This is a genomic window from Streptomyces phaeofaciens (assembly GCF_014648915.1).
In the GTDB taxonomy this organism is placed as follows: domain Bacteria; phylum Actinomycetota; class Actinomycetes; order Streptomycetales; family Streptomycetaceae; genus Streptomyces; species Streptomyces phaeofaciens.
The window spans coordinates 1-15,779 of sequence record NZ_BMSA01000041.1; the positions used below are offsets into that span (position 1 = coordinate 1).

4 protein-coding genes and 1 pseudogene are annotated in these 15,779 nt (G+C 70.8%); 3 read left to right on the top strand and 2 right to left on the bottom strand.

What is annotated here, in order from left to right; translation table 11 throughout:
- Nucleotides 1–53 precede the first annotated feature (53 nt).
- A pseudogene (locus IE275_RS40975) lies at nucleotides 54–341 on the bottom strand (transposase family protein); the annotation flags it as partial.
- Nucleotides 342–605: 264 nt separating this feature from the next.
- Between IE275_RS40975 and IE275_RS40980 the strand changes: the two are divergent.
- The 3 genes from IE275_RS40980 to IE275_RS40990 all read left to right on the top strand — a co-directional run bounded on the left by IE275_RS40980 (nucleotide 606) and on the right by IE275_RS40990 (nucleotide 15,222).
- Nucleotides 606–1,796 carry an IS110 family RNA-guided transposase gene (locus IE275_RS40980; protein WP_189717785.1) on the top strand — a complete coding sequence of 397 codons (1,191 nt, stop codon included), beginning with the start codon at nucleotides 606–608 and terminating at the stop codon, nucleotides 1,794–1,796.
- 206 nt (nucleotides 1,797–2,002) lie between these two features.
- Nucleotides 2,003–8,104 carry a Tc toxin subunit A-related protein gene (locus IE275_RS40985; protein WP_189717786.1) on the top strand — a complete coding sequence of 2,034 codons (6,102 nt, stop codon included), beginning with the start codon at nucleotides 2,003–2,005 and terminating at the stop codon, nucleotides 8,102–8,104.
- Nucleotides 8,105–8,112: 8 nt separating this feature from the next.
- On the top strand, nucleotides 8,113–15,222 hold the full coding sequence (locus IE275_RS40990; protein WP_189717787.1) for a SpvB/TcaC N-terminal domain-containing protein: 7,110 nt from the start codon (nucleotides 8,113–8,115) through the stop codon (nucleotides 15,220–15,222).
- A 31-nt stretch (nucleotides 15,223–15,253) separates the two neighbouring features.
- Here the strand turns inward: IE275_RS40990 and IE275_RS40995 are convergent, their stop codons facing one another.
- Complete coding sequence (locus tag IE275_RS40995; RefSeq protein ID WP_229871145.1) at nucleotides 15,254–15,679, bottom strand: DinB/UmuC family translesion DNA polymerase; 426 nt, start codon at nucleotides 15,677–15,679, stop codon at nucleotides 15,254–15,256.
- Between the last annotated feature and the right edge of the window lie 100 nt (nucleotides 15,680–15,779).

Below are 15,779 nucleotides of genomic sequence, written 5' to 3' on the forward strand. Positions count from 1 at the left end.
GGCCCTGACCCACGAATCGATCCATGAGCACACTATGCACAGTGGCTAGGCCGACCTCCGCCTTGGTAGGCGAGGTCGGCCAGGACGGGGACGCTCTGGCGCTCGCAGATGCGGATGATCCGGTGGGTGCGGGCCGCGGTCAGGTCGTGAGCTCGGCCCGGCAACGCGGGTGGGAGCCACAGCAGCCGGCCGTCCGAATCGGTGACCAACTGCACGTTCACGCCGTGTCGGCGGTGCTTGTGGGAGTAGTCGGTGCGCCCGTCGCAGACCCGGTCGCACTCAGCGAGTGTGCCGTCCAGCAGGACGAAGTCGGGGTCGGTCTCGATCAACAGCCCGGGGGCCTCGCTCGTTGCGCTTTGCAGGCCCTCACCTGATCCCTACGTTGTCCTGTGGGAGAGGGTGAGCCCTTCGTATGGTTCACCCACCCAGGGGTACCGGGTGTGGCTGTCACCTGATAGCCGATGACGTGGCTTCCACTGATTGGCCGCCCGGTACCCCACGACGACTCGGCTGCCAATTAGGAAATGCGAATGATCGCTGAGTAGGGAATCGACAGCGAGGTCGTCCGTGGGAGGTATCAGTACCACAGTGCGCGGAGGCACCACATGGACACCATCTGGGCCGGCATCGACGCAGGGAAAACCCACCACCACTGGGTCGCAATCGACGACAGCGGCCGACGGCTGCTGTCACGTCGCGTCGCCAACGACGAGCCCGAACTACTCGAACTCCTCGACGACGTCATGGCCCTGGGTGATGAAGTGACCTGGGGAATCGACCTGGTCGACGGTGGAGCGGCCCTGGTCATCGCGCTCCTGCTCAACCACGGCCAACCGTTGCACTACCTCTCCGGCCGGGCCATCCACCGGGCCTCCGAGAGCTATCGCGGCGAAGGCAAGACCGACGCCAAGGACGCCGCCGTCATCGCCGACCAGGTCCGTGTCCGACGCGACCTGCACCCCTTACGCACCCCTGACGACACCATCACCGACCTCAAGCTCCTCACTGGCCGTCGCATGGACCTGGTCGCCGACCGCACCCGCACGGTCAACCGCCTTCGCGCCCAACTCGCAGCGATCTTCCCCGGCCTGGAACGGGCTCTCGACCTCACCAACGCCGGCCCGCTCACGTTGCTGACCGGCTACCAGACCCCGGCCGCTCTTCGTCGGCTCGGTGTGAAGCGCCTGGCCACCTGGCTCCGCAACCGCAGGGTCCTGCGTGCCGACCAGCTCGCCGAGACTGCCCTCCAGGCCGCCGAGCGCCAGCACACCAGCTTGCCCGGCGAGAAGCTGACCGTCCAACTAGTGCACACACTGGCGAAGGAAGTGCTGGCCCTTAACGAGAAGGTCGCCGAGCTCGACAAGAACATCGAGACCCGGTTTCGCGACCACCCCGCCTTCGACGTGATCACCAGCATGCCCGGTCTGGGCGTCATCCTCGGTGCCGAGTTCATGGCCGCCACCGGCGGCGACATGACGGTCTTTGGCACCGCCGACCGTCTTGCCGGCTTCGGCGGCGTCGCCCCAGTTCCCCGAGATTCCGGGAAGATCAGCGGCAACCTGCGCCGACCTCGGCGCTACAACCGCAGACTCCAGCGTGTCTTCTACATCTCGGCCCTGTTCAGCATCCGGTACTGCGAGAACTCCCGCAGGTTCTACGACCGCAAACGGGCCGAGGGCAAGCGCCACATCCAGGCCGTCCTCGCCCTCGCCCGCCGACGTGTCAACGTCCTGTGGGCCCTTCTACGCGACGGACGGTGCTACGAACCGACACCTCCACCGCCACTTGCGGCTTGACAGACAGCATTAGGAATCGGTGGCCGGCTCGAAGAAGCTCATTGCTGTGGCCCCTGTGGCCTGACTGATGGAGCGGCATGGTCAGGGCAAAACGATGAGGTCAGGTGATTTTCTGATAAGGAGGGACACAGTCGGTGTGTTGCCGTCATACTTGCCCCACCTCTGGGCGTGCCGGGTGAGGGACGGTGTGATGGGGAGGCCGGGCAGTGGCGGACAGTGAGGACGACACCCGAGAGCCCGTGCTGGACGTGCGCATCACCTCACCCACGCCCGGTCAGGTGCTCACCGGAGCGGGGCCCGGCATCACCGTCCGCGGAACCGCCGAGGTCTTGAGGGATGGGACGGGTCGGCCGCGCAAGGTCGGGCACGTCGACGTCCGTATCGGCGATGACGGTGAGTGGATACGGGCGGTCGGCACCGACGTCTGGACGGCGACCGGCGACATACCGCGCAACGGACCGCTGCAGATCTGGGCCACCGCCACGTCCGGCAGCGATCTGAACGACACGGACTCCGTGTTCGTGGTCAGCAGCCTGACCGACATGACCCCGCCCGAGGTCACGATTACGGCGCCTCCCGCCGGCACCACCGTGTCCGGTGACGGCACGGTGGTGCCGGTGCCGGTGGCGGCCGAGGTGCGGGACGACTTCCTCGGCATTGCTGCCATCGACTACTCCTTCGACGGGAGCGTCCGGGCCCGCGAGGAGTTCACCACCCCGCAGCGCTCGTGGCACGGCATCCGCGTGATGGAACTCGACGCCTCGGTGCGCACCAGCCGCACGCTCACTGTGACGGCCACCGACGTGGCCGGCAACGCACGCTCCCGCGACGTCACGGTCACGGTGACCGACCGCACCGCCCCGGCCCTGCAGGTCTTCGCGCCGCAGGACGGCAGCACCGTCCCCTCGCCTGGCGCCGGCCGACCGCTGGAGGTGCGGGGGGTGGCCACCGACCTGGAGAGCGGCGTGAAGTCGGTGGAAGTCTCGGTCAACGGCGGGCCGTTCACACCCGCTGCCACCGGCTTCTCAGGAGCCTGGCGGGCGGAGGTGACCGCGCCCACGGGTCGCTGCACCATCACCGTGCGGTGCGCGGATCACGCCGGGAATCAACAGACCGTCACCGTACGGTTCGAACTGGCGCGACCATATGTACCAGCCGATGCCAGCGACCTGTTCAGCCTTCAGGCCTACCTTTCCGACCTGCTCTGGTTCGCTGGCACCCATCTGCTCGACGGAGCCGGAAAGCCGCTCACCCCCGCCGTGCTCACCAGCGCCTTCCACCAGCCCTTCGAGCTGCTCACCGACCCACGTCACAGCGCCGCCTCCGCCCCGGTCAACCAGGTCCGCGCCGCCATCGAGGTGATCCGGCGCTACCTGAGCTCCACCGGCGTCGGCCTGACCGCCCACTTCCGCTTCGACGAAGACTCCGGAACGGTCACCGCCGACGCGGCCGGCGGCCCGGGCGCCACCGTCTCCGGCGCGACCTGGACCGAAGGCCGGGCGGGCTCACCCGCACTGCTCTTCGACGGAACCTCCGCCTACGTGCAGGTTCCGAAGGGCCGGGCCGCCGACATCACCAACACCTTCACTCTCGCCTTCTGGGCGCTGCCGCTCGCCTCCCGCGCCACTGACACCCAGGCCACCGCAGGCGTCAGCGGCATCTCCGGTCAGCGGTACGCGTTCGGCCCGCAGCAGGGCGGCATTGCGTACGGATCCGCCGAGCACGCCGGGGTCGGAGTCTCGGTCGGCACCAACGGTGTCAGCGTCTACGAGCACAGCGACGACTATCTGCCGGCAGCCCTGGTCCACGACACGGCGCTGACCGGCTGGACCCACATCGCGGTGACCTATGCCTATCAGCCGTTTCCCGATCTGATGACGGGGGAGCCGGCCGGCTGGTTCCCGGTGCTCTACCTGAACGGCCAACAGGTCAAGAGAGGCCGGGTCAGCCCGAAGCCCTACCTGCACTGCGTCCCGGCCCACCTCGGTGCCGAAGCCTCCGGCCATGGGGCGTACCACGGCCGGCTCGAGGACGTACGAATCTACGACCGGAGCCTGTGGCAGGGGCAACTAGCCCTGTTGGCGCGGGAGCGGGAGAGCGCCGTTGCCGCCGAGTACTGCCTGCTGGCGTACCGTCTGCTGCTCACCCGCCTAGGCACCTCGTACGAGGAGTTGCGCCTGGCCCGCGGCGTGGCATCCGAGGTCCGCCGCGCCCTGGCCGAACGCCTCGGCATCGACCCGGCACCCGACCGCCTCGACCAGCTGCTGCTCGCTCCCGATCGGGTGACGGAGGCGGGCCTCGCCCGGCTGTTCGGCCTTGCCGACACCACCGCTGACCCGCTGGTGGTGCCCGACCCGTCGCTGCTGCTGCAGTGGCGGCGGCAGCGGCAGGAGCGGCTGTGGGCCGAGGCCGACCATCCCCAGCCGGTACGCGCAAGCACGCCGCTGGTCGTCGACCCGGACCTGCTGGTGCCCGGTGACTTCCGCAACCGTACGGCCGGCGACGCGGCGTTCGACCTGTGGACCGTACGCCGGAAGTGGACAGACGATGCCTTCGCCGCCGTCCGTACCGCCCGGGAGGCGCTGTCCGCATCGCCCCCGGTGGACGCCTTCGACGCCATAGTGAAGACGGTGCTGGGCGTGCCGGCCGCCCGGCTTGCCGAACTCGATGCCCTCCAGCGCCGGGCGGTGCCCATCGACGCCGAACTGGGCGCGTTACGGCTGACCTTGGAGGAGCTGCGTCACCTGCTACGGGTACGCGGGGTGGCCGGAAGCGGCATCGTCACGGAAGACGAGTGGCAGGACCTCTACCATCTGCTGACCCACCTGCGGAAACGCCAGCAGCGGGTGGCGTGGCTGGTGGCCGAGCAGGGCGTCGCCCTCACCCCCGGATCGTTCCTCGTCGCCGCCACCGAATGGGCGCCGACCCCGTGGCGCGGCACCATCGCCGACCGTCTCGACTGGCAGGACCGGCTGCAGTCGCGCATCGAGCAGGCGGACGCTCTCACCGAGGCCCTGCGCACCGCCGTCGGCGACGTCGAGCAGATCGCCCTGCCGGCACTCCGCGACGGTCTCCTCTCCCTGCTCGGCACTCCTGCCCTGGAGGAGGATCGGGACCGCCTCAGCGAGGAACTGTTGATCGATACCGTCGGCGTCGGCAACGACGAGACGACCCGGCTGGCGCAGGCCGTCCAGACCCTGCAGCAGCTCCTGTTGCTGCTGCGTACCGGGCGGCTGCCCGCACAGCACCCGGCGCGTGCCTGGCGCATCGAACCGGGCAGTGCGGCCGACTTCGACGAGGAATGTTCGTGGATGGGCAGCCACGAGGCGTGGCGGGCGGCCATGTTCGTCTTCAGCTACCCCGAGGACCTGCTGTTGCCGACGCTTCGCCGCGGCAGTGCAGGCCCCACCGAGGCCTTCCGGGCCCTGCTGAACACGGTGCGCGGCCGTCCGCGGCTGAGCCGTCCGGCCGCGCTGGGCGCGGCCGCCGACTTCCTCGTCGCCGTACGGCCGCTGCTGCAGGCCTTCCCGCTGCATACGCTGCCATACACGGGCGAGGACATCCGCGACGGACTGCTGCAGCTGCGATACACCGACCGCGCCGGCGCCACGGACCTGCAGCGCTTGCGGACGCTGTCGGCAAGCGTCATGACCCACTTCGGTACGGGGCACCCCGGCCTGCCGAACTACCTGCAGGAAGTCTTCTATTACGTCCCCCTGCTGCTGGCCCAGAGCCTACAGCGGGCCGGGGACTTCGCTGCCGCGCTCGACTGGTACCGCACCATCTACGCCTTCGACCAGGAGGACCTGCCCGACGTCTTCGTCCCGTCCGACGAGCGCAAGATCTACTACGGGCTGGAGAGGGAGTTCAACACCGCGGCCGTGCTGTCCCGGGGCAGCCACTGGCTGCGCGACGAGCTCAACCCGCACGCCCTGGCCGCGAACCGCCCCAATCCGTACACCCGCTACACCTTCTGCAGCATCGCCCGGTGCTTCCTGGAGTACGGGGACGCCGAGTTCACCCGCGACACCGGCGAGTCCCGCGCCCGGGCCCGGGCGCTGTACCTCAGCGCCGCCGGTCTGCTGCGCTCGCCGGAGCTGACTGTCTTGGGCGGCCCGAAGGCCCTGCCAAGCCCGGTGCTGACCGCGCTCACCGCATCGGTGCGCAACCAGCTGCGCAAGCTGCGCCAGGGCCGCAACATCGCCGGCATGATCCGGCCCGCCGAAGAGCCCCCGCTCCCGGCTCCCGGCATGCCCGCCGTCGACACCGGCGGCCGCCTGCTCGCCCCGGGACAGAGGGCACAGCGCCCCACGCCCTACCGCTTCTCCGTCCTCCTGGACCGCGCCCGGCAGCTGGTGGCGACCGCCGCCCAGATCGAGGCCGCCTATCTGGCCAGTCTGGAGAAGCGTGACGCTGCGGCCTACGACCGCCAGCGCGCGGGCGCCGATCTGGATCTGGCCCGCTCCGGGGAGCAGCTGCAGAGTCTGCGGGTGACCGAGGCCCGTAACACCACCGGGCTGGCCCGCCGGCAGAAGGCGGTCAACGACGTTCGCGTCAGCACCTATCAGCAGTGGATCGATGCGGGCCCCAACGTGTGGGAGCGCATGCTTGTCAGCGACTTCGACGAGGCCCGGGTGTACCGGGACTGGATCGCCGGGCTGGATGCCGCCATGACCACCACCCAGGCCATCATCTCCGCCATGGGGTCGGGTTTCGAGACGCCGGGAAAGATGGCGGCCGCGGGGTCGGTCGGTGCGCTGTCCCTCGGCAAGGCCCAGAACGCGATGCAGCTCAACCGTACCGAGCAGGACATTCAACTGCACACGCTGCGGGCCGGCCAGGAGCGCCGCCAGGAGGAGTGGGAGCTCCAGCTCGCCCTGGCCAACGCCGAGGCGCTGGTCGCCGAGGAGGCGATACGGGCCGCGGCCGACCACGAGCTGGTCATCGCCCAGGAGGCTCGTATCGCCGGAATGCAGACCCTCCAGGCCCAGGCCACAGCTGACTTCCTGGTCCGCAAATTCACCAATCTCGAGCTCTACGAGTGGATGAGCGGCGTCCTCGGCGGTGTCTACGGTTACTTCCTGCAGCAGGCCACCGGCACCGCTCAGCTCGCCCAGCAGCAGTTGGGCTTCGAGCGGCCGCCGGTGGCTCCGGCGTACGTGCAGAACGACTACTGGGAGGCCCCGGCCGACGACGACGCCGAGCCCGGCCGCCCCGGGCCGGAGCGCGGCGGCCTGACCGGTGCCGCCCGGCTGCTCCAGGACATCGAGCAGCTCGCCCAGTTTGCGTTCGAGACCGACCGGCGCAAGCTGAACCTGAGCCAGACGATCTCGCTGGCCGAGTTCGCGCCATTCGAGTTCCAGATGTTCCGCGACAGCGGCGTGCTGGCCTTCGACACCCAGCTGACGGACTTCGACCGCATGTTCCCGGGCCACTATCTGCGGCTGATCAAACGGGTCCGGGTCTCCGTCGTCGCCCTGATCCCACCGGTGAGCGGCATCCGGGCCACCTTGACCGCCTCCGGGATCTCCAGGGTGGTCACCGGGCCGGAGGTGTTCCAGGAGACCGTCATCAGACGCACCCCCGAGTCGATCGCGCTGACCTCCCCGACCAACGCTTCCGGTGTTTTCGAGCTGGACTCGCAATCCGAGATGCTGCTGCCCTTCGAGTCGATGGGCGTGGCCACCCGCTGGCAGCTGGAACTGCCCAAAGCGGCCAACCAGTTCGACTTCCGGTCGATCGCGGATGTGCTGCTCACCGTCGACTACACCGCGCTGAGCGACAGCGGTTACCGCGCCCAGGTCATCCAGCGCCTCAACCCGCGGGTCAGTGCCCAGCGGGCCTACAGCTTCCGCGAGGACTTCCCCGACGCCTGGTACGAGCTGAACAATCCCGCCGAGTCGGCGACCGCGATGACGGTGCGGTTCGAGACCCGGCGCGCGGACTTCCCGCCCAACCTGGAGCCCGGCAGCCTGCGCGTCGCCCAGCTGCTGCTGTATGTCTCACAGCGGGAGGGCACCGCCGAGCCGGTACGGGTCCAGCGCTTCACGCTCACCCCGACCGGTGCCAAGGACAAGATCCCGGCCGCCAGCTCGTCCGCCGCCCAGTCCACATCCGAGGGTCTGATCAGCACCCTCGCCGGCAACTGGAACTGGCTCAGCGGCGAGGCCGCGCCCGTACCGGTGGCCGGTACCTGGGAACTGGCTTTCGCCACCGATCTCGCCGAACGCTTCGGCAAGGGCGAGATCCAGGACCTCCTCTTCGTCATCAGCTACTCCGCGCGCATGCCGCCCTGGCCGGATGCGTAGGGGCGGCGATGGGTGACACGGCACGGTCCCCGGTCGAGATCATCTCCCTGCCGCAGGGCGGCGGGGCGCTGCGCGGCATCGGGGAGAAGTTCGCCCCGGACCCGGTCACCGGCACGGGCAGCTTCACCGTGCCGGTCACGGTGCCCGTCGGCCGCGGCGGGCTTGAACCCAGCCTGGCCCTGACGTACAGCACCGGCGCAGGCAACGGCCACTTCGGGCTCGGCTGGAGCCTGCCCCTGCCGGGCATCAGCCGAAAGACCTCGCACGGCGTGCCGCGGTACGACGACAGCGACGTCTTCATCCTCTCCGGCCACGAAGACCTTGTCCCGCTGCCTGCGGCGGCCGGAGCCCCGGTCTGCTACCGGCCGCGTACGGAGGGCCTGTTCGCCGAGATCGTCCACCACCGCGGCCCCCGCGGCGGCCACTGGCGGGTTCGTACCCGGGACGGCCTGACCAGCGTGTACGGCACGCCACCCCACGACGGCACCGACGCCGACTGGCGCGACCCGGCCGTCTGCGCCGACGCCGACGACCCGCGCCGCGTCTTCGCCTGGCAGCTCACCGAGACCCGCGACCCGCTGGGCAATCTCATCCGCTACGAGTACGGCTCCGACGGCGGCGACGAGGCGGGTCACCGCTGGCGGCAGCCGGTCCTGCGCACCATCCGGTACGCCGACTACACCGCCGACGGCGGGCGGCTGCGCTTCCTGGCCCGCGTCGACCTCGACTACGAGCCTCGTCCCGACCCCTTCTCCGCCTACCGGGCGGGCTTCGAGATCCGTACCGCGCTGCGCTGCCGCACCATCACCACCCTCGTCGACGATGGCGCCGAACACCCGGTGCGTTCCTACGAGCTGCGGTACACCCCGAGCGCCCACAGCGCCGTATCGCTGCTGTCGTCCGTACAGGTCACCGGCTTCGACGACGACGGCACCGAGCACCGCGACCTGCCGCCCGTCACCTTCGGCTACACCGCCTTCGAGCCGGAACGCCGCCGGTTCGCGGCGGTCACCGGCGACGACCCGCCACCCGTGCCGCTGTCCCGCGTCGACGTCGAGCTGGCCGATGTCTCCGGTGACGGCCTGCCCGACGTGCTGCAGCTGGACGGCGTCGCCCGCTACTGGCGCAACCTCGGCCGTGGCCGCTTCGACCGCCCCCGCACCCTCCGCTACGTTCCCGCAGGCCTGCGGCTCGCCGACCCCGGCGTGCAGCTGCTGGATGCCGACGGGGACGCCCGGGCCGACCTCCTCGTCAGCACCTCCACCTTCGCCGGCACCGTACCGCTGCGCACGGACGCCACCTGGGCGGCGATCCGCCCGTACACGCAGCCGCCTACCTTCAGCCTCGACGACCCCGAGGTCCGGCTGCTCGACCTCAACGGCGACGGAGTCACCGACGCGGTGCGCGCCGGCAGCCGCCTGGAGTGCTACGTCCAGGATCCCGGACTCGGCTGGACCGGCCCCCGCCCCGCCCGCAGCGCCGACCCCGCAGGCCTGCCCCGCATCTCCCTCACCGACCCACGGGTGCGCTGGGCCGACATGACCGGCGACGGCAGCCAGGACCTGGTGCTGGTCCACGGCACGGCGATCGAGTACTGGCCGAACCTTGGCCACGGCCGCTGGGGACGCCGGGTGGCGATGCGGGACGCCCCACGGCTGCCGGCCCGCCACGATCCGCAGCGACTGCTCCTTGGCGACGTGGACGGCGACGGCCTGGCGGACCTGGTGTACGTCGGCGCCGACGAGGTCACCGTATGGATCAACCGCTGCGGCAACGGCTGGAGTGCACCCATCAGGATCCGCGGCTGCCCGCCGTACGCCGCCGCCGACAGCGTCCGCATCGTCGACCTGCACGGCACCGGCACCGGCGGCGTGCTGTGGAGCAGCGATCGCAGTCCGTCGATGTACTTCCTCGACCTGACCGGCGGCGTCAAACCCCGCCTGCTCGAGGAGATGGACAATAACATCGGGCTGCACACCCGAGTCCGCTACGAGCCCTCCACCCGGCACCGGCTGCGCGACGAGGCCCGGCAGCGGACGCGGTGGCGTACTCCGATGCCGTTCGTGGTGCCGGTGGTCGCCGCCGTCGAGAGCCTTGACCTGATCTCCGGGACGAAACTCACCTCCGAGTACCGATACCACCACGGCTACTGGGACGGCCAGGAGCGAGAGTTCCGCGGCTTCGGCCGCGTCGACCAGTTCGACACCACGGTCTTCGACGACTATCACGGGCCCGGACTGCACCCGGACCATCCCGCCGCGGCGCTCGCACCGGAGGAGTTCTCGCCTCGTACGGAGACCCGCACCTGGTACCACCTCGGCCCTGTGGACCCGACCGGAGACGGCCAGTGGGCGCCACTGGACTGCCGCGACGAGTACTGGAGCGGCGATCCGCCGCTGCTGCACCCATCGCTGCCCGAACCTGCCGCCGCCGACCGCCGCACACGCCGCGCTGCCCTGCGCAGCCTGCGCGGGCGCGTCCTGCGCAGCGAGCTGTACGCACACGACGACTCGACGCTACGCGACCGGCCGTACACCGTCACCGAGTACTCCTACGCGGTGCGCCCGGAAAGCGCCCAGGACGACACCAGAGAGCCGGTCTTCTTCCCGTACGAAACGGCACGCCGCGACACCCTGTGGGAGCGCGGCGAGGACCCGATGACGCACTTCACCTACACCAGCGACCACGACGGGCACGGCCAACCCCGCCGACGGACGACAGTCGTGCCGCCGCGCCGCTCGGCCTGCCGCCAGGAGCTGACCGCCGCCGTGGTGGGCGCGGTCCGCCCGGACGAAACCCGCGTCCTGGCCACCCACACCACCACCGCCTACGCGATCCCGGCCACCGACTCCGGCATCCACGACCGGGTGGCGCAGACCCGTACCTACGAACTGGCAGCCCCACCCGGCATCACCGAGCCCGACCCCGGAAACGTGCCGTCCGTGCTTGCCGAACAGGCCCGCGCCTGCGCGGCCGTCGAGCGCCTCTTCGCGGCAGGCGACCCGGGCACCGTCCGGTTGATCGGCCACGAAGTGCACCACTACGACGGCGCCGCCTTCACGGGCCTGGACTGCGGAAAGGTCGGCGCCCACGGGCTGCTCACCCGCACCCGCACGCTCGTCCACACCGAGGACTCCCTCGACGCCGGCTACCTCGACCGCCGCCCCCGCTACCTTGGCGGCACCGCCGACCTGCCCGCCGGCGTGCCAGCGTCCTTCCGCAGCGGCGCCGGTCTCCATCGCGACCCACCCGACCCCAGCTATCTCGCAGGCTGGTACGCGGAGACTGAATGCCGGGCCTACGACGTCCAGCTCGGCGCCGCCCAGCAGCGCGGCGTCGTCCTGCAGCTTCGCGACCCGCTCGGGCACTTGACCACAATCACACCGGACCGGTTCCTGCTGCTGCCCACCATCGTCGAGGACTCCGCGCGGCTGCGGACCACCGCCACATACAACTACCGGACCGGCCGCCCGGAAAAGGTCACCGACCCCAACGGGACCGGCCGCCACTACCGTTACCACCCGCTGGGCCTGCTGCAGCTGATGTTCCTCACCAGCCCCGGCGGCGAGGGCGGCACCCACGACAAGCCCCAGGTGCGCTACGTGTACAACCTGTCGGATTTCCCGGCCACCGGGCAGCCTCTGTGCGTGCGCACCATCTCCCGTATCCGGCACGCTTCGGAGGGCATCTCCGACGACACGATCGAGGTGCGGGAATACTCTGACGGCGCGGGCCGCCAGGTCCAGCGCCAGGCGCAGGCGGACGACATCGCCTTCGGCGCGTCCGGGGACGACACCGGGCTGCCGGCCGGCGGCCCGGCCCTCGGCAACCGCGCCGCGGACCGGATCTGCGTCACCGGCTCGCAGATCTATGACAACAAGGGCCGGGTGATCAGCCGCTACGAACCCTTTCTCGCCACGGGCTGGGGCTACCGCTCCCAAGAGGCGGCGCAGCGGGGCCGACAGGCGCGCTTCCAGTACGACCCCTGCGGCAGAACGATTCGAGTCCGCAACCCGGACGGCTCCGAGCGCCGCACACTGACGGGCATCCCGGCCGCCCGCACGACCCCGGCCGTCATCCGGCCGACGCCCTGGGCGACCACCAGCTACGACGAGAACGACCTGGCCCCCGACACCCGGGACCCGGCGGGCGATCCGCTCACCGGCGCCGCCCCCGCCGAGCACCACTACACGCCGACCCTGACCCTGACCGACGGCCTCGGCCACCCCCTGTGCCAACTCGTCCACGGCGGCCAGGACCCCGACCACGACGGGCACCTGACCCGCACCTGCCACGACACCCGCGGCAACCTCCTGGAGATCACCGACGAACACGGCCGCACCACCTTTTCCTGCGCCTACGACCTGGCCAACCGCCCGGTGCGCACAGACACCATGGACACCGGCCGGCGCATCGCGGTCGCCGACGCGGCGGGCAACGAGATCCACGCCGTGGACAGCCGCGACCACGTCACCCTGCGGACCTACGATGCGCTGAACCGTCTCAGCGGCGTGTACGCCGCTGAGGGACCCGGCAAGACACTCACCCAGCGCGAGCGGCTCACCTACGGCGACCAAGACCCCGACGAGGCCGACGCCCGGCAGCACTACCGGCTCGGCCGGCTCTGGCGTCATCTCGACGAGGCCGGGCTGCTGCTGGCCGAGTCGTACGACTTCACCGGCCGCCGTACCGCCTGGGTGCGGCAGGTGGTGAGCGACGCCACCCTGGCCGCCGCGGAGCCAGCCGGCTGGACCGCCGACTGGGCAGCCGCGGGCGCCGAGGCGGCGCTCGACGCGACGGGCTATCGCAGCACCGGCCGCTTCGACGCCCTCGGCCGGATCATTGCCGCGCACGTCCCGGCCGCGGTGGACGGCCGCCCCGTCCTGGTCGAGCCGACGTACGGCCGCTCCGGGTCGCTGCGGTCAATCAGCGTCGACGGAGTGCCGTACCTGCGGCTCATCGCCTACAACGCCCGCGGCCAGCGGGTCCTGATGGCATACGGCAACGGGCTGATGCGCCGCCACGCCTACGACCGCGACACCTTCCGGCAGATCCGCTCCCGCCTGGAGACGGCCGTCGTCGACGGCGACAAGTGGACCGGCGAGGGCCCGGCCCTGAGCGAGCTGACATACCGCTACGACTTGGTCGGCAACATCCTGAGCATCGAGGAACGCACCCCGGGCTGCGGCATCGCCGGGACCGCCCACGGCCGCGACCGCCTCGTCCGCCACTTCACCCACGACGCGTACTACCGCCTCGTCAGCGCCACCGGCCGGGCCTGCGCCGACATCGGCGTGCTGCGCCCGCTGCCCGACCGGCCGCGCTACGGCTCGTACCCCGCCGCCCCCGACCAGCACAACGCGCCCGACGTCACGACGGGTTACCGCGAGACCTACCGCTACGACCCGGCGGGCAACCTCATCGATCTGCACTACCAGGTCATTACCGGGGCCCAGCAGCCCAGTTGGCACCGCGGCTTCGCAGTGGGCCACCTGCCGCCCGAGGACTCGACGCAGGCGCCGCACAACCGGCTCACCAGCGTCACCGAGGGCGCCGGTGGCACCCCGCTGCCGCTCGGCTACGACAAGGCCGGCAACCTCTGCACGCAAGGCGAGTCCCGTACCTACACCTGGGACCACGCCGGTCGGCTGACGGGCTTCCGCTGCCACGCCGGCGGCGCCTCCTCGATCACCGCCCGCTACCTCTACGGCGCCGACGGCACCCGCGTGAAGAAGTGGGTCCGCCACCAGGGCCAGGCGGGGCGGGACGAGAGCACCAGCTACCCCGCCCCCGGCGTAGAGCACCATCGCTGGTCCGACGTCGGCGGCGGCGAGAACCGGGTGCTGCACATCATGGACGGCGCCGAGCGCATTGCCGAGATCCGCTCCGGACCTGCCCGGCGCGGTGAGGCCGGCCCCGAGGTGCGGTACGTGTACGCCGACCATCTGGGCAGCAGCGCCCTGACCACCGACGCGAGCCGGTCGTGGATCAACCGGGAGGAGTTCTTCCCGTACGGGGAGACCAGCTTTGGCGGCTATGCGCGAAAGCGCTACCGCTTCACCGGCCACGAGCGAGACGAAGAGTCGGGCCTGAACCACCACGGGACCCGCTACTACCTACCCGGCCTGGCCCGCTGGGCCTCCGCCGACACGGTGATGTCCCGCGAGATGTCTCACGCCTACGCCTACTGCCGAGGGCGCCCGCTGGTGGCCGTGGACCACAGCGGTCGGCATCCAGTAGTGCTCCTCCTCGTCATGGCCGTCCTGCTCAATCTCTCGATCCCGAACACGGCCAACGCCCCGAAGCGGGGCGATCCCGTGTACCCCGCCATGACCGAAGCCGAGTTCGCCGCCCAGGCGGCCCTGGTGCTGGCCACCGGAAGGCTGGGCTCGGTGATCGAGAAGCAGATCGCCTTCAAACTGGGCGGCGGTGTCCTCGGCCATGCCGCCGGCGGATTCCTGGGCGGTGCGACCAGTGGGCTGATGGGCGGCCCCGCCTCCCGCGGGGTGTCCGACCTGGCGCGGGGCGAGCTGAGCAGTGGTGCGGAGTACTTCGAGACCGCGTGGAAGACGGGGCTGGCGGGCGGCGCCATCGGCTCCCTCTTCGGAGCGTTCAGCGCCAGGGTGGACGGAGCCGCCTGGGTGGGCCGCCCGCAGTTCAGCCTGGGCCAGATGGCCGCGGCGGCTGACGAACTGTCGGCGAAGTTCGCCGGCAGTGTGCGCACCTGGGGTGAGAACGGCTGGTTCAAGAACCCCCGGCAGAACCCGTACAAGCCCACGCCGACCAGCAAGCCGCCGTCCAAGGTGGGCGTGGCGGTGAGCCGAAAGACGGGCAACGTCTATCTCGGCACGAACGCGGAGGAGCGGATCCTGGCGCATCCGGACATGGACACCGCCTTCGCATCCATGGAGGGGACGGCGGCCAAGCCCCGCCTGGTGAACCAATGCGCCGAGTTCGCGGCCGTTGACAAGGCCCTGTGGGCGGGTGAGGTGGCGGAAGACCTGGTTGTGTCGGTCCGCGACGTCAAGACGGGCGCCCTGGCGCCTGCCTGCCACAACTGCCAGCGGACCGGCGCCGGGGTGACGTTCACCGCCGGCGTGAAACCGCCGCGGGAGTGACCTCCGGTTGATAGCGGGAGGTCCGGGATGATCAGGGGGATCGGGCTGATCGGTGAGGCTGGTCTGAAGGGCGCGCAGCGCGATGCTGCGGACCCGGGCGAGCGAGCTGGAGACCCAGGGCGTCGTACACCGCGTAGGCGGCGCGGGCCAGGAGGAGGGTGTGCTGGGTGGCTTCGGGCAGGGTCCGGCTGCGGCGGGTGGCACTCAGGTCGGTGTAGTGGATCGTGCAGGTCACGCCGGAGGCGATCTGGTCGGTGGTGCGGAGTCGGGCACCGAGGTCGTCGGCGAGGGCGAGCAGGATGCGTCGGTGGGCGGCCGGGTCGAGTTCGTCCCGGGGGAAGCGGTGTTCTGTGCTGAGGCTTGCCGGGGCCGGGGCCGGGGCCGGGGCCGGGGCCGGGGCCGGGGTGGGGTCGACGACGGCGGCAGTTCTTCGAGCCCAGTGGTCACCCTGCCTCAAAGGCTCCCTACGTTGTTCTGCGGGACGCGGTGAGTCCCTCGTATGGTTCACCCACCCAGGGGTGCCGGGTGTGGTTCAAAAGGCTCTGCCACTTGTGGCT